The following is a 22,801-nucleotide window of genomic DNA, read 5'->3' as shown; positions in this document are numbered from 1 at the left end:
TCAGGCCTCAGACCGTGGCTTCGCGGCGGGTCGGGGGCGCGACATCCAGCAGCACCTGGCCGACGACGGCCTCGGGGGTCACGCCGTCGAACTCCGCCTCGGGCTGGAGGATGAGGCGGTGCGAGAGCACCGCGACGGCGAGCGCCTTGACGTCGTCGGGGGTGGCGTAGGTGCGGCCCTGCGAGGCGGCGCGGGTGCGGGTCGCGCGGGTGAGGGCGAGGGCGCCGCGGATGCTGACGCCGAGCCGCACCTCGTCGGCCGAGCGGGTGCCGTCGACCAGGCGCGCGATGTAATCGAGCACGAGCGCATCGACGTAGACGTTCGCCGCCAGATCGGCCATCCCGACGAGGGCCTGCGGGGTGATGACAGCCGGCAGGTCGGAGGTGGCGACCGCGGCGCCGTCGAGGATGCGGACGGTGGCGGCGTGGTCGGGGTAGCCGAGCGAGGTGCGCATGAGGAACCGGTCGAGCTGCGCCTCGGGAAGACGGTAGGTGCCCGCCTGTTCGACCGGGTTCTGCGTGGCGAGCACGAGGAAGGGCACACCCACCTGACGGCTCACGCCGTCGACGGTGACCCGGCCCTCCTCCATGACCTCCAGGAGCGCCGCCTGCGTCTTCGGGCTCGCGCGGTTGATCTCGTCGGCGAGGACGATGTTGGCGAAGATCGGGCCGGCGTGGAACTCGAACGTTCCGCTCTTCTGGTCGTAGACCGAGATGCCGGTGATGTCGCCCGGGAGGAGATCAGGGGTGAACTGGATGCGGGTGTTGGTGCCCTGCACCGACTGCGCCATCGCCCGGGCCAGCGAGGTCTTGCCGGTGCCGGGGACGTCTTCGAGGAGCACGTGACCGTCGCTGAGCATCGCCGTCAGCACCAGCTCGACGACGTGGCGCTTGCCGAGCACCGCCCGCTCGACGTTGTCGGCGAGCTGGCTGAAGGTCTGCGCGAACCAGGTGGCCTGCTCCTGCGTGATGGTCATCGTGTCGTTCCTCGGTTGTCGGTGAAGCGTGAGATCAGGAGGTGGGAGGGGCGCCGCCGTCGCCGGGCTGGCAGTCGGCCTGGAACCGTTCGGTGACGTTCTGCAGGCCCCACCCACGAGCCGACCAGTCCACGGTCACGGTGATGCCCTCGACACGGTCGGCCCCCGCCGGCACAGCGAACGAGTCGGCGGTGTGCGGCAGGACGTTGTTGTCGGCGTCGAAGTACCGCAGGTTCGCCGGGCTGAACGTGATGGCCGCGCCGTTGCCGCCGGGGCCGGTCGACGAGTCGCCGACGAGCGTGAGTGTGCTCCCGCCCACGCACGAGGTCGCCCGCCAGGACGCGGTCATCTGCCACGGGGCGCTCCCCTCGCGCGGCGTCACGGTCGCCTCAGCCGAGCGGGTGCCCCAGAACTGGTGCTCGTACCACACCCGGACGCGGGGGTCCTGTCCGAAGACGCTCGAGGGCAGGCCGGAGAAGCGCACCTGATTGCGGTTGGGGATCTCCTCGTTCGAGGTCGGCTGGTCGCGGATGACCCAGTCCGCCCGGTTGCCGGAGACGTTCGGTCGACCGTCGACGACGAAGGTGTACCCGGTCGGAGCGGCGGCGGACTGCGCGGCGCGAACGGTCGCCGTCGCGGTCGCGGTGCCGTACACCTCGCCCTGGAAGACCGACTCGACGCACATCTCGAACTCGTACTCTTCGCCGTCCTCGAGGCCCGGGAAGGTGGCGGTCGCCCCGTTGTCGGCGGGGACGCAGCGGTCACCCTCCGGGACGATGCCGAAACGCAGGGTGGAACCCGCACCGTTGGGTCCGGCGCTCGCACGTGCGGTGACCGTCGAGGTGCCCTCGCCGTCGGAGACGGAGTCGAGGTCCAGCGCGGGGTTCAGCGGTGCGCCCACGCCGTTGGCGTTCACCGTGACCGAGGCGCCGGCGTTCACGCCGCCACCGCCGAGGCCGGGCGGACGGTCGAAGCGCGAGTACGGCGTGACGGTCACGGGCGTGGGGGCGTTGGATCCCACACGGTACGAGCGGACCTCGACCGTGGTGTCACGACTGCCGACGTTCACCACCGAGCGGTCGCCGGTCGGACTGGTGATCTCCAGCGACCCGGTGCGGGAGGGGTCGATCCCCTCGATCCGCAGCGAGACGTACCCGCCCTCGCCGCGCGTTTCGAGCGGGGCCCACTGCACTCTGCCCGGCGCGGGCGGCGCGTCGTAGGCCCACGCCTCGGTGCGCACCGCGCCGCGCGACTCGCCGACGGCGTTGACCGCGACCGCCTCGTAGGTGCGTCGCTCGCCGTTGGGCGCCGAGATGGGCGGGCACGATCCGGCAGGACCGCATTCGGCGACCACCTGGCCGTTGTAGCGGATGCGGAAGCCGCTCAGCCCCGGGTAGGCCAGTCGGGCGTCGCCCGGGTCGACGCGGAGCGTGACGGTCTCGTTGCCGAATGCCGTCTGCACGAGCGCGGCCGGCGGCCGCGGGAACCCCTGGAGATCCAGCAGCAGGCGGCCGTCGCGCTCGCCCGCGGTGCGCCGACCCTGCGCATCGACGACCGAGAACGTCGCCGAGCACGTCGCCCCCGGAGCATCCGGCGCCCACGACGCCACGACCGCGCGCGGCGACGACACCTGGAAGCTCACGCCCGCGCACGCGCCCGTCGGGCGGACGTCGACGACCTCGAGCGGGGTGCGCGGCAGCGGATTGATCTCCCCCGCACCGCCGATGACCGTGATGGTGCACGACGACCCGCTCGCCTGCGAGCACTGCTGGGTCACCGACCCGCCCTGCGGGAGGGTCGACGGCGCCTGGCCGACCCGCAGGATGAGCCGCGACGGCGCGGTGTTGGGGTGGCTCGACGCCGAGACCCCGACGACCTCCTCGCGTCCGGGCACCGCGGTGTCGGCGCCGGTCACGGTGACGATCGAGCCCTCGAGCGACACCTCGAACGCGCCGCCCGGGTACGACAGGGCGTACGCGATGCCGTCCCAGTCCTCGCGAAGCTGCCACGTGGTCATGTTCCGCAGGTCGAAGGTGGCGGTCTCGCCCGGTCCGACGGTGAGGGCGCCGGGTCGCAGCTCGGGCTGCGGATCCTGGGCCTCGACGAGGATCGGCACGGCGAGGTAGCTGAAGTCCTCGGTCCCGGCCACGCGCACCGGCACCTGGCAGGCGTCGGTCCACGGCGCCCCCGCCCCGGCGTCGTACCGGATCTGCCCATCGCCGACGGCGGTGCAGACCGCCTCGCCACGCGCGCCGGAGGCCCGCACGTCGTCGCCGACCTCGAGGTCGGCATTGCGTGGGATGGCGACGAGGTCTTCCATGTCGAAGGTGACGGATTCGAGCTCGGGCACCTCGACGGGGCGCGCGGACGACCGCAACGCCAGCGACAGATCGGCGTCGCCGGGGACGCGGAGGAAGCCGTAGCTGGTCACCTCGCCGGAGGCGCCCTCGCCGGTGACGGAGAACGGGATGACGCGGGTGGTGTCGGGGAGGGGACCGGAGATCTCCGACCCTCGCACGACGACCTCGTCGGGTTCGCCCCACAGGGCGAGTTCGAGCTCGGCGATGTCGCCGCCCGACCAGGAGACGTTCCCCGAGAGCACGTCGACGCCGTCGACGAAGTCCTCGCGGGTCTCCGCGGTCAGGACGGTGTCCTCCACGACCGGGAAGTCCGGCACGCTCTCGCGGACGACGGTGACGACGATGAGCCCGCGACCGGTGTTGCCCGAGCTCGACGACACGTCGTAGAGGTACGACATCGTGCCGGGCTCGGTTCCCGCTGCGATCACGACCTGGCTGTCGCCGACGGAGCGGATCCGCTCGTCGAGGCGGGCGAACTCGGGGTTCTCCGAACCGTCCTCGAGCGTCTCGGGCACATCGGGACGCACGTCGTCGACCGTCAGCTCCCCCATCGTAGGATCGCTGTCGTTGGAGAGAGGGTTGACGCGGATGGTGCTCTCGGCGCCCGCCTGCACCTGCACGTAGTCGGTGAAGGTCACCGGGCTCGGATTGGCATCGCTGTCGAGCACGCCGACCCGCGCGATGCCCTCGCCGCGCTGACCGAACTCGTCGACCACGCGGTACGGGAAGGTCACCTGACCGCTGAAGCCCGACACGCTGGTGTAGACGATCGCGTCGCCGTCGGCCGAGATGGTGGCGACCCCCGAATGCGGCTGGGCGATGATGCGGTCGAGCGACACCGTGTCGCCGTCGGGGTCGACGCCGTAGCCGTCGAACTCGATTCGCGTCGATTGGCCGCTGAGCACGCGGCCCTCGAGGGTGTCGGGGGCCGGAGCGCGATTCTCGTCGTCGGGCAGCACCTGCACGATCACGCGCGCCTGATCCGACAGCGACGGCGCACCCGTGGTGTACACGTCGTAGTCGACGGCGTACTCGCCGGGTTCGTCGGGGGCGAGGTAGCGCAGCACGTCACCCGACCCGAAAGCGAGGGCCGCGGGGGAGGTCGACGTCACCGTCGCCGGGTTGAGGGTGGGGCGTCCACCGGCGGGGGCGACATCGTTCTCCAGCACGGGGATGTCGATCTGCGTGCCGGCGCGGACCACGACGGTGTCGTCCACCGCGATGGGAGCGAGCTCGGGTGCGGGAGGCAGCAGGTAGACGGTGGCCTGACCCTCCACCGAGGAGCCCTGGTTCTCGGTGCCGTCGGTGACGGTGTAGGTGATCGTGCCGAGCCGCCCCGGCGCGCCGTCGGCGGTCGAACCCGACACCCGGAGGTAGTTCTGCGACAGCGTGTCGAACGACAGTGACGCCCCGGCATCGGGCTGCGCCTGCACGTCGCTGAGGAGCAGGACGCGCCTCGTGGGGTTCGACACCGCGGCGAGGATGTCGAGCGTGGCATCCTGCTGCGGGCGGACGAAGGCGACCACCGGCGCCGTGGCGAGTTCGGTCGGGGCGTCGGCGGCCAGCGCCGTGACGCGCACGGTGCCGTTCTCCTGCGTCGTGCCGTCGGTGACCGTCACATCGACGCGGTAGGTTCCCGGCTCTTCGGCGCGGAAGTCGAACGAGGTCGATCCCCCCACGATCGTCGCGCTCGCGCGGGCGTCGTCGAGCACGCGGACCGCGTCCAGACGGACGGTTCCGGCGGTGCCGGTGACGTGAGGACCGACGTCGACGGTGGTGGTCGCCCCGACGATGTCGACGACGGCGAAGGACTGCATCGACAGCGTCGGCTGCGGCGACACCCGGATGACCAGCGACTTCGTCGCCACCGCGCCCCGGGTGTCGGCCACCGACACGACGATCTCGATGAGCTGCTCGGCGCCGCTGCCGTCGTCTGCATGCTGGTACACGATGTCACCCGCAGGGGTCGCGGCGACCTTGCCCACCCCCGAGGCGTTCTCGGCCGACAGCAGCAGCATCGGATCACCGTCGGGGTCGACCCAGCCCGTCATGACCGGCACGGTCACCGTGCCGCCCCGCGCGACCTCGGGGTTCGGCCACTCGGCGAGACACCGCTCGACGCCGCACCACACCGGAGCGCCGTTCTGCTCGTCGCCGGCCACCAGCAGCGAGACCGTCGTCGGGCTCGAGGCGAGGCCGCCGGGGGCGGTGCCATCGGTCACGGCGTAGGAGAAGCTCGCGGCCCCGCTCGCCCCGGGAGCGACGCGGACCGCGAGGCGCTGGCCGTCGTCGGTGATCGACACCGTCCCGAAGCCGGGGTCGAGCCCGGTCACCGAGGCGGGATCGACGCTGAGGACATCCTCGTTCGGATCGTGATCGTTCAGCAGCACGGGGAGGCTCACGAGCGCCCCGGGGCGCACGCCGAACGCGTCGGGCTCGGCGATCGGCGCCTTCGGGTCGATCACCACGCTCAGCTGCTCTTCGCTCGGCTGCGCATCGGAGACGACCTCGTCCTCGAGGCTCCACCGCTGGCTGGAGGGGACCAGACGCCCCTCGGGAACGGTCCAGACCCAGCCCGTTCGCGTCTCGTTGAGGATGACGGTGTCGCCGTTGGACGTGAAGACCGGGCGCCGCTGATCGGAGAGCTCCTGCCCCGCGTAGTCGAGCGGGCTGAGCGTGCCGCGCTCGGAGGTCCACAGCTGCCCCCCGAGGTTCCCCTCCGCCAGCCATGCGGCGTGGACCACCCCGTCCTGCACGAGAGGCTGGGCCGGGGTGCCGAGGAGCGTAGTGTCGCCCACCACGGGTTCGGGATCACCGCCGTCGACGGGGATGCGCGCGAGCCCGGTGTCGGAGGCGAGGTAGACCGCCTCCCCGTCGGGGTCGGGGGAACCGGCGACCACGGCTCCGGTGACGGGCGCCGGGCGCGCGGCATCCGTCCCCTCCACCAGGTACGACCCGTCCTCGCGGTCGACCAGCACCCACGTGTCGCCGGCACCGGTGATGGCGGGGTCGGCGAGGTCGTCGATCGACACCGCATCGCGGGAGCGCGCGGTCGATGCGCCGATGTCGTAGGTGAGGACCGATCCGTCGCTCTCGGAGAAGCTCAGCAGGATGCCGCGGTCATCGAGGGCGACGGCGTCGGCGGCGTACGAGGGGGCGTCCTCGTCGTCGGACGGGAACGGCTCGAGCCGCGAGACCGAGCCGCCCTCGGCGAGCGTGCCGGTGTACAGAACACCCGACTCGGTCCGGTAGACCACGAAGTCGCCCGCGGTGACGACCTCGACGGTGCCGTCGGGGGTGCTCGGCGACTCGCGGAGGGCCTCGTCGTCGAGGTCGACCGGGAGCGCCTCGTCGACGCGGGTCACCCGGCTGTTGCTGCCGGTGAAGAGGAACGTGCCCGCGCGGGACTGCGCGACCTGGCTGGGGTCGGAGACGGTGCGGACGGTGTCGAGCTCGAGGATCGAGGTGTTCACCCGCGCGTAGCGCGTGCCCTCGCCGGTCTGCAGCGCCCAGACCGACGTGTCCACCGGCGGGGTCTCCTGCGCGTCGAGCCCCGGCCAGACGATGCTGGCCACCACGACCGTGGCCACGGCGACACCACCCGCCACGAGGGCGAGGAGAGGGCCGCGGCGGGGGATTCGCGCCGCGCGGGGACGCACGGCGTGCGCGGGCCGGGCCCGCCGCGCCGCCATCACAGCACCCCTGCCACGCGGAGCGCGGCGAGGACGACCGCGACGAGCGCGGCGGCGCCGGCACCGCCGAGGATCCACGGCAGGGCGCGGTGGGGTGCGGGCGCGGGGGCGGGCGACGACAGCGAGGTGTCCTCGTCCCGCAGCAGCGACGCGACCCCCGTCGTCGCGGTCCGCTTGCGGGTCACCTCTCGCTCGAGACGGCTGCGGGCAGGGCCCCGCAGGGCGTCGTCGGAGAGGTCGATGCCGCCGCTGGCGGCCCAGTCGGCCACCGGCACCTCCAGGGGGGTCGGCGACAGGCCGAGCCCCGCCTGGACCTCGCGGAGCGCGTCGGCGACCTCCCTCGAGGTGGCGTACCGCTCGCGCGGATCGCGACTCATCGCGCGGGACAGCACGTCCTGCAGCGCATCGGGCACGTCGCCGCGGTTGATCGGGGTGTAGCTGGCCTTGGCGATGCGACGGCGGAGCAGCTCCTTCGTGTTCTGGCCCTTCTCGCGCCGCTCGAACGGACTGTGGCCCGCCAGCAGCGAGTAGATCGTGGCGCCGAGACTCCACACCTCACTGGCGATCGTCCCCGCCGTCTCCTCGGCGACCACCTCGGGGGCACTCCACGGGATCGACATCGCCAGCACCTCCCCGGCGGTCACCCGTGCGAGCGAGGAGGAGATGCCGAAGTCGGCGAGCACCGGGGCGCCGAAGGTGGTCACGAGGATGTTGCTGGGCTTGACGTCGCGGTGCACGAGCCCCGCCCGGTGGGCGGACTCCAGGGCGCTGGCCATCTTCACACCGATGGTGAGGACCTCGTCCACCGGCATCCGCTCGATCCGGTAGCGCTGGGCGAGGGAGCCGGGGCAGTACTCCATCACGATGTACGGGCGGCCGTCGGCCGAGATCCCGGCCTGATAGACCGTCACGATCGACGGGTGCGCCGACAGATGGGCGAGGACGTCGGCCTCGGCGTTGAACATGCGCCGCAGCTCGGGGTCGCCCACGTCGCTGGGGAGGACCTTCACCGCGACATCCCGACGGGGCATGTCCTGCCCGTAGAGGAAGACGTCGGCGAAACCGCCCGAGCCGAGGGGCCGGATGTACGACAGTCCCGGCAGGATCGGTGGTGCGGAGGGCAGGCGAGTCGTCACCGTATCCCCTCCCCGCACATCCGCCCGCCGACCGGCGGGATCACAGCGCAACGACGCTGGAAACCCGGCCATGCTAACAAAGCCTGCCTGCACCCTCGTCCAGGGCTGCGGAGAGCCTCGGTAACGGCGTTCGGATCCGTGCAGACCCGCACCCCCGCTCAGGGAAGGGGATGGGGGTCGTTCGGGTCGAACGGAGCGTCGAGCGACCGGGTCAGCTCGTCGAGCATCGCCTCGATCTGGGGCTCGACGTACTCGGTGACTCCGGCCTGGATGCGCAGGCGATGGTGCAGCAGGATGGTGCAGACCTCGCGCCCGACCATGTTGGCGTAGTCGTCGGCGAGCCCCACCTCCTGGCGGAGCGCCGCCTTGGCTTCCTCGGTGAGCGGGGGAAGCTCGGGCACATCCGAATCGGCCTGGGCGGCGAGACCTGACAGGGTGAACAGGAACGGCGCGCCGGGCGTCGGCTCCGGATCGAGCGGCAGGCCCTCGAACTCGGGCTCGAGCCCTTCGGCGGGCCGGTAGCTGCGCGCGCGGTTGCGGGCGGCCTGCTGGTCGAGCTCGGCCTGCAGCATCGGGAGGTTCACGGCGGTGTACTCCGCGACGGCGTGGTCGACGATCGTCTTGATACGGGTCGAAAGACCGTGCTGCACCCCGTGGGGGACGTCGGCGCCGAGCCCGGCTGCCGACAGGACGGGAGAGCCGAAGCAGCGTCGGCACGGAGCCACGCGTCCCCGATGGGTCGCCGGCTCCCACCGCGGCAACCACCGCAGCCAGGCGTCCACCGCCTGACTGACCTGGGTCTCGAGCGACCGCTCCACTCCTACACGGTATCCCTGCGGATCGGCGGCGTCATGCGTCATCCCGCTCCTCCCCCTCCCAGGGCCACTGCGGCCGGCCGCCGCGGGTGCGCACCATCGCCACGCCGCTGACCCCGGCGATCGCCCCGGCGGCGGCGAGGACGAGGCCGAACCAGGATGCTGCGATGCCGCCGGCCACGGTGGAGGCGGTGCTCAGCTCCTCCCCCGAGGCGACGACGGCGATCCAGACCACGACGACGTAGCCGAGGTAGGCGCCGAGCGCCGTCCACAGGGCGACGGAGTAGCGGGGCGAAGCCGAGGCATTCGCGGGGGGCGGGGCATCGGGTTGCGGAAGGAGGGGACGCGGCATGACGCTCAGCAGGACGGCGGCGACCGCGAGCGTCGAGGCGGTGGCGGCGAAGACCCCCGGGAGCGGACCGAGACCCTGCACCTCGATGACGCTGCGATCGAGGGCGAGGCTGGTCATCCCCAGCCCGAAGATCATGAGGGCGACATATCCGACGGTCGCGAACGTCACCGCGACGAGCGGGGGCACCGGCACGCGGGGGCGGTCGTCGACAGGCTCGATCACGTCACCCCGTCACTGCCGGCCGTCGCCCGCGTTCCGGCCTCGTCGCCTCAGCGCGCCCGGCTCACTGCCGAACGAGCTGGGGCCCCGCCTCGAGCGTGCGCTCGTACTCGCGCTGCGCCTCGTCGTTCAGCTCGGTGACCCGCCGTCCTCGCGATGCCACCCACGCGCCGAACCAGATCGTGAGCTCGCGTCCGAGGATGAACGCCACGATCGCCAGGGGTGCGAGCACCTGCTCGGCCGTGATCTCGGCACCCTCGCGGGCAGTGAGCGTCCAGAACGGCGCCTGGAAGAGCTGGCCCAGGATGTGGCCCGCCCACGCGGCGAAGCCCACCAGCAGTCCGAAGATCACCCACGAGCCCCAGCGGCCGCGGTTGATGATGGCGCCGAGCAGCCAGAACGCGATGAAAAAGACCAGAACAGGGATCCACAGCGACCAGCTCGCGAGGGCCGCAAGGGTCGTCGAGGCGAAGGTGTCGACCGTGACGTCGCCCGCGAGGGCGCCGAGGCCCACCCACGCGGCGAGGTAGAGCAGCCCGAACGCCAGCGCGGCCAGGAGACCGATGGCGCCGGCCGCGGCGCGGTTGCCGCGGGGCCGGGGCGCCTCGGGCGCCTGCACGAAGATCGGCTGCGGCGCCGCGGTCTGCTGCGGCGGAAGGGGGGCGGAGACGACGGTGGGGGCGTCATATCCGCGGTCTGAGGCGGGTTCGCTCGGGGTCACCTGCGGGCGCGAGGATGCCGCGGCGGCACCGGCGGCGGCACCTGCGGCGGCGGCGGGCGCGACGGAGCGGTCGGCGGAGGTGTCGGCCGAGGCCTCGTACGCCGCGAAACGGTCGCGCTCGGCGTCGTCGCGGTAGTCGGAGGCGTCGCGGTCGCCGGGGGCGTCCCACCGGGCGGTGGCGGGCTCGCTCGTCGGAGCGTAGGGCCGGTCGTCCGCGGCGGGTACCGACGCTGCGGCGCGGTCGTCGCCCCCGTCAGTGCGCACGGCGGAGTCGTGGTGCGAGCCGTCGGCGGGGTGGCCGGGGTCGGCCTGGTCGGCCGCACGGGCGGCGTCCTCGCGCACCGCGGCCTCGCGGGCGGCTTCGGCATCGGCGAGGCCTTCGTTCGCGCGCGTGACGACGTCATCGTCCGCCGGACGGGGCTCCTCGACGGGGTCGCCGTACGACGACTTCGAATCACTCATCGTTCGCACTCCTCACGCGGGACTGGCGCCCCGCAGAGCGAAACTAGCGGCACCGACGCCCCGAATCGTGCAGGCGTGCCGCGCGGCGGCGTACCGATTCGCCGAACTGGCGCAAACCGAACCCTCTCGCGTCATTCCGGGATCGGAATATGCGACCGACGAGGCTTCTCCCGCGCGTCGCACAGAGCCGTCGCGGTGGGTTCGTAGAGTGTGGCCATGGCGCACCGTGCGGTCGTCGCGGCAGCGGCGGCATCCGTCCTTCTTCTCGCTCTGGCTCTCGGCGGCTGCGCGCCCGAGGAGGGCGACGAGGCCGCGACCACCCCCTCGGTCGGGGCGTCGGCGACGCCGACCTCCGCGGCATCCGGTTCTCCCACTCCCTCCGCCAGCCCCACGCCGTCTGTCGCCGTGGGGGCTGCCGCCGTACCGGAGGATTGCGAGGCGCCGCTGTCGGAGGCAGTGAGGGCGCAACTCGAGGGCATCCCCCTGAACGATCCCGCGAACGGCGGCGCGCTCGGACCGCAGCCCGATGGGTCGCTGGTCTGCCTCTGGCGGTATCCGCAGGCCGACACCACCTCCCTCCAGACGACGTACCTCCCCCTCAATCGCGGACCGGCGCTGGACCTGCTGAATCAGCTCGCCGCCGACGAGGGGTTCACCTGCTACACCCCCGACGGGGGCACGCGATGCGAGAGGACGTGGGAGAGCGAGGAGTATCCCGTCATGAACGGGCGGACGCTGTTCTGGCGTGACGATCTGCTGATCGACACGTGGTACTCCAACCTCGCACCCAGCGGCTACACGGCGTCGATCGTCTCGTCGATCTGGCCCGACGCGTAGCGCGCGCGGACCCGTCAGCCCCAGAGCCGCGCCGCGATGCGGCCGGCGTAATCCTCGGGGTGCCAGCCTCGCTCGACACTCACGAGCCACCACCCGTCACGCAAGACGTGCGTCTCGATCGCGTCAGCGCTCGTCCGGGTGCAGGTGAGGCCGGGCGCGAGGGCGCTGCACGCGAAGCCCGCTCCTCGCAGGGCGGCCTCGCCCGCGGCCGAGGCGTCGGGGGCGACGGCGGCGAGCGCGGTCTGCAGGGTCGCACCGTCGCGGGTGTGCCACCGGCACGAGACGCGGATGTCGGGGGCCAGCGCCTCGACGAGGGGCGGCGTCGCGATCTCGGGGACCGCCCCCGACTGGGCGAGCAGCGCCCCCGGGAACCAGGCGAGTTGCCGCCAGAGGTCATCGGGGTAGATGTCCCGGCAGTCCAGAGGCGCCTCGCCGGCGAGGGCCGCGACCAGGGGGTCGTCGGGCGGCGCCGCTTCGGCGCGGGCGGTCGCAGCGCGCAGGGTGTCGCCGGCCCAGCTCACCACGGTCGGGACCATCGGGGCGGCCAGCCAAACGAGTGCTGCGACGACCGCCGCGCAGAGAAGTCCGACCGGGGCGGAGAGCCACAGGCTCCGACCCGGGATGCGCGCCACCTTCTTCCACCTCCGGATCCACGGTACGGCGGCGCGCCCACACCGCATGTGACGGCTCGCCGCGATGCGCACCTCTCCCGTCCGCCCCGCCCGTATCGCGTTGCGCGCATCAGCGCCGCCGCGCCGGGGCATCCGTCCCCACCCCGCCGACACGCGAAGGGCCCCGGCAGATGCCGGGGCCCTTCGGGCGTACTGCGGAAACGCGACTCAGTTGTAGGTGCCGAAGTCGTCCGTGGAGAAGCTGTCGAAGTCGACGTAGCTCAGGTCCGCGTCACTGTAGGCGCCGTCCGAGGCGAAGATGCGGTTGGGGTACCGCTCGCTCTTGGCCTCCTCCGTCGCCTCGACCACGACGTTGCGGTACTTCGCAAGGCCGGTGCCGGCGGGGATGAGCTTTCCGATGATGACGTTCTCCTTCAGGCCCACCAGCGGGTCGCTCTTGCCCTCCATGGCGGCCTGCGTGAGAACACGCGTGGTCTCCTGGAACGACGCGGCCGACAGCCACGACTCGGTGGCGAGCGACGCCTTGGTGATACCCATGAGCTCGGGACGACCCGACGCCGGACGCTTGCCCGAGCCGACCGCTTCGCGGTTGATGCCCTGGTAGCGCTTGAGGTCGACCAGCTCGCCGGGGAGCAGCGTCGTGTCGCCGTGGTCGACCACGGTGACCTTCCGCAGCATCTGGCGCACGATGACCTCGATGTGCTTGTCGTGGATCGGCACACCCTGCGAGCGGTACACGCCCTGGACACCGTTCACGAGGTACTTCTGCACCTCGCGGGCACCCATGACACGCATGACCTCCTTGGGGTCGAGCGTGCCGACCTGAAGGGGCTGACCCACGGTGACGTGCTGGCCGTCCTCGACCAGCAGCGTCGCACGCTTGAGCACCGGGTAGACGACCGGCTCGTCGCCGGAGTCGGGCGTGAGGATGATCTTCTTGCTCTTGTCGGTCTCCTCGATCGTGATGCGGCCGTCGGCCTCCGCGATCGGGGACGCACCCTTGGGGGTACGGGCCTCGAACAGCTCCTGCACGCGGGGAAGACCCTGCGTGATGTCATCCGCCGACGCCGAACCACCGGTGTGGAAGGTACGCATCGTCAGCTGGGTACCGGGCTCACCGATCGACTGGGCCGCGATGATGCCCACGGCCTCACCGATGTCGACCATCTTGCCGGTGGCCAGCGAGCGGCCGTAGCAGCGGGCGCAGACACCGACGGCGGAGTCGCAGGTGAGCACGGAGCGCACCTTGATGGTCTCCACACCCGCCTCGACCAGCGCGTTGATGACCACGTCGCCGACGTCCGAGCCCGCCGCGGCGAGCACCTCGCCGGAGGCGCTGACCACGTCGGCTGCGAGCGTCCGCGCGAACACGGAGTTCTCGACGTTGGCGTCCTTGACCAGGGTCCCGTCGAAGCCGGGAGCGGCGATCGGCAGCTCCAGACCCTTCGACGTGCCGCAGTCCTCCTCGCGGATGATGACATCCTGCGAGACGTCCACGAGACGACGGGTGAGGTACCCGGAGTCGGCGGTACGCAGGGCGGTGTCGGCCAGACCCTTACGGGCACCGTGCGTGGCGATGAAGTACTCCGCCACACTCAGCCCCTCGCGGTACGAGGAGATGATCGGACGCGGGATGATCTCACCCTTGGGGTTGTTCACCAGGCCTCGCATACCGGCGATGTTCCGGATCTGCAGCCAGTTACCACGCGCGCCCGACGAGACCATCCGGTTGATGGTGTTGTCGTCGGGGAAGTTGTCGCGCATCGCCTTCTGGACCTCGTCGGTCGCCTCGGTCCAGATCTTGATGAGCTCCTGACGACGCTCGGCGTCGGTGGTGAGACCCTTCTCGAACTGCGACTGGACCTTCGCGGCCTGCTTCTCGTAGCGACCCACGATCTCCGCCTTGTTCGGCGGGGTGAGGATGTCGCTGAGGGCGACCGTCACACCCGAACGCGTGGCCCAGTAGAAGCCGGCGTCCTTGATGCGGTCGAGCGTCGCGGCGACCTCCACCTTGGGGTACTCCTCGGCGAGCTTGTTGACGATCTGCGAGAGCTTGCCCTTGTCGGCCTGCTCGCGCACGAACGGGTAGCCCTTGGGCAGCGCGTCGTTGAAGATCGCCTGGCCGAGCGAGGTGTCGACGAGGCCGTGACGCTCGTAGCCCTCGGGAGCCTCGCCCTCGAGGAAGGCGAGGCCGGGGATGCGGATGCGGACCTTCGCCTGCAGGTCGAGGGTGCCCTCGTCCTTCGCCAGGATCGCCTCGGAGACCGAGCCGAACACGCGACCCTCGCCCGCGGCGCCCTCCTTCACCGTGGTGAGGTGGTGGAGGCCGATGATCATGTCCTGCGAGGGCAGGGTCACCGGGCGGCCGTCCGACGGCTTCAGGATGTTGTTCGAGGCGAGCATCAGGATGCGGGCCTCGGCCTGGGCCTCGACCGACAGCGGCAGGTGCACGGCCATCTGGTCACCGTCGAAGTCGGCGTTGAATGCCGCACACACGAGCGGGTGGAGCTGGATGGCCTTGCCCTCGACGAGCTGCGGCTCGAACGCCTGGATGCCCAGACGGTGCAGCGTGGGCGCGCGGTTCAGCAGAACCGGACGCTCGCGGATGATCTCCTCGAGCACGTCCCAGACCTCGGGACGGGTGCGCTCGACGGCGCGCTTGGCGGCCTTGATGTTCTGCGAGTGCCCGAGGTCGATCAGGCGCTTGATGACGAACGGCTTGAACAGCTCGAGGGCCATCTGCTTGGGCAGACCACACTGGTGCAGCTTCAGCTGGGGACCCACGACGATGACCGAACGGCCCGAGTAGTCCACGCGCTTTCCGAGCAGGTTCTGGCGGAACCGACCCTGCTTTCCCTTGAGCATGTCGCTCAGGGACTTCAGGGCCCGGTTGCCGGTACCCGTGACGGGGCGACCACGACGGCCGTTGTCGAACAGTGCGTCGACGGCCTCCTGCAGCATCCGCTTCTCGTTGTTGACGATGATCTCGGGAGCGCCGAGGTCGATCAGGCGACGAAGACGGTTGTTGCGGTTGATCACGCGACGGTACAGATCGTTCAGATCGGATGTCGCGAAGCGGCCACCGTCGAGCTGCACCATCGGGCGCAGCTCCGGCGGGATGACCGGGACGACGTCGAGCACCATCGAGGCGGGGCTCATGCCGGTCTGGAGGAAGGAGTTGACGACCTTCAGGCGCTTGATCGCACGGATCTTGCGCTGGCCCTTGCCCTCGGCGATCTGCAGGTGCAGGCTCTCCGCCTCGGCGGCCAGGTCGAACGCCTCCAGGCGACGCTTGATCGACTCGGCGCCCATGTGGGCCTCGAAGTACTGACCGAAGCGGTCCTGCAGCTCCTGGAAGATCTCGTCCTCGCCCTTGAGCGAGCCGACCTCGAGGGTGCGGAAGTCCTCCCACACGCGCTCGAGCTTGGCGATGGCGTCGTCGGCCTGCTTGCGGGCCTGCGCCATGTCCTTCTCGGCGGCGTCCTTGACCTTCTTCTTCTGGTCGGCCTTGGCGCCCTCCGCCTCCAGTGCGGCGAGCTCCTCCTCCAGCTTGGAAAGGCGCGCGGCGATCTTGGCGTCCCGGCGGTCGCCGAGCGTCTTGATCTCCAGGCGGATGTTGTTCTCCTGCGTGGCGAGGTCGCGGTGGCGCGCCTCTTCATCGACGGAGATCACCATGTAGGCGGCGAAGTAGATGACCTTCTCGAGGTCCTTCGGCGCCATGTCGAGCAGGTACCCCAGGCGCGAGGGCACGCCCTTGAAGTACCAGATGTGGGTGACCGGTGCGGCCAGCTCGATGTGACCCATCCGCTCGCGGCGGACGGAGGACTTGGTGACCTCCACGCCGCAGCGCTCGCAGACGATGCCCTTGAAGCGGACGCGCTTGTACTTGCCGCAGGCGCACTCCCAGTCGCGGCTGGGCCCGAAGATCTGCTCTCCGAAGAGGCCGTCCTTCTCGGGCTTGAGCGTGCGGTAGTTGATGGTCTCGGGCTTCTTGACCTCGCCGAACGACCAGCGGCGGATGTCGTCGGCCGTGGCGAGGCCGATGCGAAGCTCGTCAAACGTTGTTGCGTCGAGCACTAGTTCTCCTGTTGTCAAAAGTGGGTTGCGGTCGGCGTCGACGGATCAGATCTCGTCGATCGACGACGACTCGAAGCGGCTCGAGATGTTGATGCCGAGCTCCTCAGCGGCGCGGTACGCCTCGTCGGTGCTGTCGCGGAGGCTGACCACGGTGCCGTCGGCCGAGAGGACCTCGACGTTCAGGCACAGCGACTGCATCTCCTTCATGAGCACCTTGAACGACTCGGGGATGCCGGGCTCCTGCAGGTTCTCGCCCTTGACGATCGACTCGTACGCCTTGACGCGGCCGGGGATGTCGTCGGACTTGATCGTGAGGAGCTCCTGGAGCGCGTACGCCGCGCCGTAGGCCTCGAGTGCCCACACCTCCATCTCACCGAACCGCTGACCGCCGAACTGCGCCTTACCACCCAGCGGCTGCTGCGTGATCATCGAGTAGGGGCCGGTGGAACGGGCGTGGATCTTGTCGTCCACGAGGTGGTGCAGCTTCAGGATGTACATGTACCCGACGGAGATCGGTGCCGGGAACGGCTCACCCGACCGGCCGTCGAACAGCTGGGTCTTGCCCGACGAGTCGATCAGGCGCACACCGTCGCGGGTGAGCGTCGTCGAGTCGAGCAGACCCGCGATCTCCTCCTCGGCGGCACCGTCGAACACCGGGGTGGCGACCTTGGTGCCGGGGGCGGCCTCGCGAGCCTCCTCGGGCAGGCGCACGGCCCACTCGGGGGTGCCCTCGACCTTCCAGCCCTGCTTGGCGATCCACCCGAGGTGGGTCTCCAGAACCTGGCCGAAGTTCATGCGACCGGGGATTCCGAGGGGGTTCAGGACGACGTCGACCGGCGTTCCGTCGGCGAGGAACGGCATGTCCTCGACCGGCAGGATCTTGGCGATGACGCCCTTGTTGCCGTGACGGCCGGCGAGCTTGTCGCCCTCGGTGATCTTGCGCTTCTGGGCGATGTAGACCACGACGCGACGGTTGACGCCCGAGCCCAGCTCGTCGTCGCCGTCCTCGGCGTTGAACTCCTTGACGGCGATGATCGTGCCCTGCTCACCGTGAGGAACCTTCAGCGAGGTGTCGCGCACCTCGCGGCTCTTCTCGTTGAAGATGGCACGCAGCAGCCGCTCCTCGGCGCTCAGCTCGGTCTCGCCCTTGGGCGTGACCTTGCCGACGAGGATGTCGCCGGGGCGGACCTCGGCACCGATGCGGATGATGCCGCGCTCGTCGAGGTCCTTCAGCAGGTCGGGGCTGACGTTGGGCAGATCACGGGTGATCTCCTCCTTGCCGAGCTTGGTGTCGCGGGCGTCGACCTCGTACTCCTCGATGTGGATCGAGGAGAGGGTGTCGTCCTTCACCAGGTCCTGGCTGAGGATGATGGCGTCCTCGAAGTTGTGACCCTCCCAGGTCATGAACGCCACGAGCAGGTTCTTGCCGAGCGCGAGCTCGCCGTTCTCGGTCGCCGGGCCGTCGGCGATGACCTCGCCGGCCTCGATGCGGTCGCCCGCCGAGACGATCACGCGCTGGTTGTAGCTCGTGCCCTGGTTGGACCGGTCGAACTTGCGCAGGAAGTAGTCCTGCGTGCCGCCCTCGTCGAGCTGGATGGTGACGACGTCGGCCGACACCTCCATGACCACACCGCTCTTCTCGGCGGTGACGACGTCACCGGCGTCGACGGCGGCGTAGCCCTCCATACCGGTTCCCACCACGGGCGACTCGCTGCGCAGCAGCGGCACAGCCTGACGCTGCATGTTCGCGCCCATGAGCGCGCGGTTGGCGTCGTCGTGCTCGAGGAAGGGGATGAGGGAGGTCGCGACCGACACCATCTGGCGCGGCGAGACGTCCATGTAGCCGATCTCCTCGGCGGGGATGAGGTCGACCTCGCCGCCGATCTTCCGCGCGAGGACCCGGTCCTCCTGGAAGTGGCCGTCCGCCTTCAGGGGGGCGTTGGCCTGGGCGATGATGTAGTCGCTCTCCTCGCTGGCCGTGAGGTAGTCGATCTGGTCGGTGACCTTGCCGTCGACGACCTTGCGGTACGGGGTCTCGATGAAGCCGAACGAGTTGATGCGGGCGAACGAGGCCAGCGACCCGATCAGACCGATGTTCGGGCCTTCCGGGGTCTCGATCGGGCACATGCGGCCGTAGTGCGAGGGGTGGACGTCACGGACCTCGACGCCGGCGCGCTCGCGCGACAGACCGCCGGGGCCCAGCGCCGAGAGGCGACGCTTGTGGGTCAGACCCGCGAGCGGGTTGTTCTGGTCCATGAACTGCGACAGCTGCGAGGTGCCGAAGAACTCCTTGATCGCGGCCACCACGGGGCGGACGTTGATCAGGGTCTGCGGGGTGATCGCCTCGATGTCCTGCGTGGTCATGCGCTCGCGGACGACGCGCTCCATGCGGGAGAGTCCCGTGCGGACCTGGTTCTGGATGAGCTCGCCCACCGCGCGGATGCGACGGTTGCCGAAGTTGTCGATGTCGTCGACGTCGAGACGGATCTCGACGTTCTTGCCACCGCGCACGCCCTCGAAGGTCTCGTCGCCGCGGTGCACGCGCACGAGGTACTTGATGGTGGCGACGATGTCGTCGACGGTCAGCACCGAGTCCGACAGCGGAGCATCCAGCCCCAGCTTCTGGTTGATCTTGTAGCGACCGACCTTCGCCAGGTCGTACCGCTTGGGGTTGAAGTAGAAGTTGTCCAGCAGCGCGCGGGCGGCCTCGGCGGCGACCTGCTCGCCCGGACGGAGCTTGCGGTAGATGTCGCGGAGCGCGTCCTCCTTGGACAGGATCGTGTCCTTGGAGAGGGTCTCCTCGATGGAGTCGAAGCCGCCGAACTCGTTCAGGATGTCTTCGCTCGACAGGCCGAGGGCCTTGAGGAACACCGTGACCGACTGCTTGCGCTTGCGGTCGATGCGCACGCCGACCTGGTCGCGCTTGTCGATCTCGAACTCCAGCCACGCACCGCGGCTGGGGATGATGCGCGCCGACACGATGTCCTTGTCGGAAGTCTTGTCGGGCGTCTTGTCGAAGTAGACGCCGGGCGAGCGTACGAGCTGCGAGACCACGACACGCTCGGTGCCGTTGATGATGAACGTGCCCTTGTCGGTCTGGAGCGGGAAGTCGCCCATGAAGACCGTCTGGGTCTTGATCTCACCGGTCTGGTGGTTCATGAACTCGGCCTCGACGTAGAGAGGGGCCGCGTAGGTCTTGCCGCGCTCCTTGCACTCTTCGATCGAGTACTTCTCGGGCTCGAGGTACGGGTTGGTGAACGAGAGCTGCATGGTCTCGCTCAGGTCCTCGATCGGGGAGATCTCCTCGAAGATCTCCTCCAGTCCGCTCATCTCGGGGACATCGGTGCGACCGGCGGCCTTGGCCTCGGCCACCCGGGCTCGCCACTGCTCGTTGCCGACGAGCCAGTCGAAGGACTCGGTCTGCAGCGCGAGAAGGTCGGGAACCGTCAGCGTGTCGGAGATCTTCGCGAACGAGAGCCGCGATGCGCCGCGGCCGTTCTTCGGGGTGGTGGTGGGATTGGATGCGTTGGGCGCAGCAGCCAAGGGATAACCTCCGTGAGCCCGGATCGGGCTTCGTTTCCTTGTCGTCAGGTGGAGTGCTCAGTCGTCCCCGAAGCCTGCACGTCGCTCACCGCGGTGAAGCGGGGGCGTGCAGTCACAGCCGACCACCATATGAGGGCAGGGGGAATCCAAGAGCGCAAGGACCAACTATAGTCCGGATGACGCGCCGTGTCCAGCGCAATCCTTGACGAGTTGATGTTCCTCGGGTATAACCCCGCAAAAACCCCCGGCATTCCCCGGCATCTGGCGGAGAACCCCTGGTGAGGCCATGATGTCTGCATGACGGGGGGCGACGCCGCCACCGCCGGGCTCGTCGAGTCCGCGACCGTGGCGGGGCACGAGCGGATCATCCGCACGCCCGACCAGCGCCTGCGGATCTTCGTCAGCTCGACCCTGCGCGAACTCGCCGACGAGCGCGTCGCGGTGCGCGATGCCATCGAGAGCCTGCGTCTGGCGCCGGTGATGTTCGAGCTCGGCGCCCGGCCGCATCCGCCTCGCGCGCTCTACCGCTCGTACCTCGCGCAGAGCGACGTGTTCGTCGGGATTTACGGCGACAGCTACGGGTGGGTGGCGCCGGAGGAGGAGGTCTCAGGGCTGGAGGACGAGTACAACCTCGCCCCCCGCGAGATGCCGAAGCTCATCTACATCCGCACCTCCGAGCAGCGCGATCCACGCCTGGTCGCCCTCATCGACCGCATCCGGAACGACGATACCGCCGCGTACCTCTCCTTCACGTCGACCGACGAGCTGCGACGCCACGTCCGCGACGACCTGGCCACCCTCCTCGCCGAGCGCTTCGATGCCTCTCGCCCCCTGGCCGATCGCGAGGTCTCGGACGTCGTCCCGGCCGCGGCGCCGAAGGTGCCCGTCCCGTACACCTCGACGATCGGGCGGGAGGGGGATGTCGCGGCGGTCCGCGACCTTCTGACCGGGTCCGCCCACGTGGTCAGTCTCATCGGGCCCGGCGGAGTCGGCAAGAGCAGGCTGGCGATCGAGGTCGCCCGGGCGAGCGAGGACCTCTTCCCCGACGGGGTGTACTTCGTCCTCCTGGAGGGCGTCCTCGAACCGGGACTCGTCGTGCCCACGATCGCCTACTCCCTCGGCGTGCGCGACAACGGCGAGGCACCGCTGGAGGAACGCATCGCGCGGGCACTGTCCGGACGCCGCGTGCTCGTGGTCCTCGACAACTTCGAGCAGGTGATCGAGGCCGCTCCCCTGCTGGTGTGCCTCTCGCACGCCTCGCCCATGGCGACCTTCCTCGTCACCAGTCGCATCGTGCTCCACATCCGCGGAGAGCAGGTCTACGACGTCTCGGGACTGCCCGTCCCCGACTCGTGGACGCGCGCCACACGGGAGCGGGTGCGCACCACCCCCGCGTGCCGCCTGTTCGCCGACCGCGCGAGCGCGGTGAGCCCCGACTTCGTCTTGTCAGACGCCAACGCGCAGGACGTCGCCGACATCTGCCGTCGCCTGGAGGGCCTGCCGCTGGGCATCGAGCTGGCGGCGGCGAAGGTGCGGGTCCTCGGCACCCGCGGGATCGCCGAGCGCCTGGAGCAGAGCCTGCCGCTCCTCACCGCGGCGGTGCGCGACCTCCCCGACCGGCACCGCACGATGCGGGCCACCATCGAGTGGAGCGTGAGCCTCCTGCCGCCCTCGCAGCGCGCCATGCTCGAGGATCTCGGCGTCTTCGCCACCCGGTTCACCTTCGACGCGGTGGAGGCGATCGGGCGCGGCCGATCCTGGGGCGCGGAGGCGATGGAGGATCTCGCGGCCCTCGTCGACTCCTCACTCGTCAAACCCGTCGACGTCGACGGCCGACCGGTCTTCTCGCTGCTGGCCCTGGTGCGCGAGTACGCGGTGGGGCGACTGAAGGAGCGGGGCGACGCCGCCACAGTGCGGACCGCGCACGCCGACCACTACCGCGAGCTCGTCGCGCGCATCGCGCCCCGGCTGGGCGGACCGGGGCAGGCGGATGCGGTTGCGGAGCTGGGCCTGGATCTCCCGAACCTCCGCGCGGCGGTGCGTCATCTCATCCACACCGACCGACTCGACGACGCCGGGGACTTCGCATGGTCGCTCCTCATCTACTGGTGGGTGGCCGGATTCTTCGCCGAGGTGCGGGTGTGGATGCTGGAGCTTCTCGGCAAAGACCAGCCGATCACCCAGCACACCCGCGCGGTCGCGTGGTTCTTCGCCCTGTGGGGCGAGATGTGGCAGCGTCCGAGCGAAGAGGCGGTGGCCGGTCTCGGGGAGTGCATCCGACTGTTCGAGGAGAGCGGCGACGAGGATGCCGCGGCGATGGCGCTCGCCGCGCGGGCGACGGCGCGGCTGCAGCTCGAGCTGCCCGACCTCGACACCGCCGATCGCGAGCTCACGACCGCCGTCGAGCGGCTCCACGACCTCGGCAACACCTGGGCCGAGGCCATCACCGAGGTCGCACGCGGACGACTGGCGTGGCTCCGCGGGCTCACCGACGACGCGCTGGGACACTTCGACCGCGCCACCGCGGCGGCCGCCGCCGGCGGCGACCTCTTCACCACGTCGGTCGCCGGCAATCACCTCGCGCGACTGCAGCTCGTCCGCGGCGAGATCGACACCGCCGAAGCGCAGTGCGTGCGGACGCTCCTGGTGTCGCTGCGCCTGCACTTCGAAGAGGGGATCGCCTACGGACTCGAGGGGCTGTGCGCCGTCGCCGCGGCACGCGGGGACGGCGAGCGGGCGGGCGCGCTGTCGGCGGTGGCCGCCGTCATCCGCCATCGCATCGGCGTGTTCGACGCCGAGGCCTTCACCGTCCACACCCCCCAGCTGGACGCCATGCGCGCCACCGACCCCGATGCGGTCGCCGCCGGGGAACGTCGCGGCGCGGAGCTCACCCTGGCCGAGGCGCTGGCGCTGGCTCTTCCGGCCGACGCACGGGCCGAGGCGTCATCGCTGGTCGCCCGCTGGTGAGCGGCGACCGCC

11 protein-coding genes are annotated in these 22,801 nt (G+C 70.5%); 2 read left to right on the top strand and 9 right to left on the bottom strand.

Annotation, left to right across the window (positions count from 1 at the left end):
* Positions 1-7 precede the first annotated feature (7 nt).
* The 6 genes from FBY40_RS04615 to FBY40_RS04590 form a co-directional block, all read right to left on the bottom strand.
* Positions 8-976, bottom strand: a complete 969-nt coding sequence (locus FBY40_RS04615) for an AAA family ATPase (protein ID WP_124291721.1) — start codon at positions 974-976, stop codon at positions 8-10.
* Between the two features lie 34 nt (positions 977-1,010).
* A complete protein-coding gene (locus tag FBY40_RS04610; RefSeq protein WP_160141345.1) occupies positions 1,011-7,028 on the bottom strand; it encodes an Ig-like domain-containing protein in 6,018 nt (2,005 codons plus the stop codon).
* Entirely contained in the window at positions 7,028-8,164 is a 1,137-nt protein-coding gene (locus FBY40_RS04605) for a serine/threonine-protein kinase (protein ID WP_141936787.1), read from the bottom strand. Before FBY40_RS04605 ends, FBY40_RS04610 begins: the two co-directional genes overlap by 1 nt.
* Before the next feature lie 158 nt (positions 8,165-8,322).
* Positions 8,323-8,982, bottom strand: coding sequence for a spermidine/putrescine ABC transporter substrate-binding protein (locus FBY40_RS04600; RefSeq protein WP_141940016.1), 660 nt, complete (start codon positions 8,980-8,982; stop codon positions 8,323-8,325).
* A 31-nt stretch (positions 8,983-9,013) separates the two neighbouring features.
* Positions 9,014-9,553: a hypothetical protein gene (locus FBY40_RS04595; RefSeq protein ID WP_141936785.1), complete on the bottom strand. Its 540-nt coding sequence runs from the start codon at positions 9,551-9,553 to the stop codon at positions 9,014-9,016.
* 61 nt (positions 9,554-9,614) lie between these two features.
* Positions 9,615-10,733: an ABC transporter gene (locus tag FBY40_RS04590; protein WP_141936783.1), complete on the bottom strand. Its 1,119-nt coding sequence runs from the start codon at positions 10,731-10,733 to the stop codon at positions 9,615-9,617.
* Positions 10,734-10,949: 216 nt separating this feature from the next.
* Between FBY40_RS04590 and FBY40_RS04585 the strand changes: the two genes are divergently transcribed.
* Positions 10,950-11,570 (top strand): hypothetical protein, encoded by a 621-nt coding sequence (locus FBY40_RS04585; RefSeq protein WP_141936782.1) that lies wholly within the window; start codon positions 10,950-10,952, stop codon positions 11,568-11,570.
* Between the two features lie 14 nt (positions 11,571-11,584).
* Here the strand turns inward: FBY40_RS04585 and FBY40_RS04580 are convergent, their stop codons facing one another.
* The 3 genes from FBY40_RS04580 to rpoB all read right to left on the bottom strand — a co-directional run bounded on the left by FBY40_RS04580 (position 11,585) and on the right by rpoB (position 19,822).
* Positions 11,585-12,202, bottom strand: coding sequence for a hypothetical protein (locus FBY40_RS04580; RefSeq protein WP_141936780.1), 618 nt, complete (start codon positions 12,200-12,202; stop codon positions 11,585-11,587).
* Positions 12,203-12,409: 207 nt separating this feature from the next.
* A complete protein-coding gene (gene rpoC, locus FBY40_RS04575; protein WP_141936779.1) occupies positions 12,410-16,279 on the bottom strand; it encodes a DNA-directed RNA polymerase subunit beta' in 3,870 nt (1,289 codons plus the stop codon).
* A 45-nt stretch (positions 16,280-16,324) separates the two neighbouring features.
* The gene (rpoB, locus tag FBY40_RS04570; RefSeq protein WP_141936778.1) at positions 16,325-19,822 is read right to left on the bottom strand and encodes a DNA-directed RNA polymerase subunit beta; all 3,498 of its coding nucleotides are present in this window, start codon (positions 19,820-19,822) and stop codon (positions 16,325-16,327) included.
* Positions 19,823-20,119: 297 nt separating this feature from the next.
* On the opposite strand from rpoB, the gene FBY40_RS04565 reads away from it, so the two are divergent.
* Complete coding sequence (locus tag FBY40_RS04565) at positions 20,120-22,789, top strand: DUF4062 domain-containing protein (RefSeq protein WP_141936776.1); 2,670 nt, start codon at positions 20,120-20,122, stop codon at positions 22,787-22,789.
* Positions 22,790-22,801: the final 12 nt, after the last annotated feature.

This window comes from Microbacterium sp. SLBN-154 (assembly GCF_006715565.1).
GTDB lineage: Bacteria > Actinomycetota > Actinomycetes > Actinomycetales > Microbacteriaceae > Microbacterium.
This window is presented reverse-complemented; position numbering and strand designations above follow the sequence as displayed.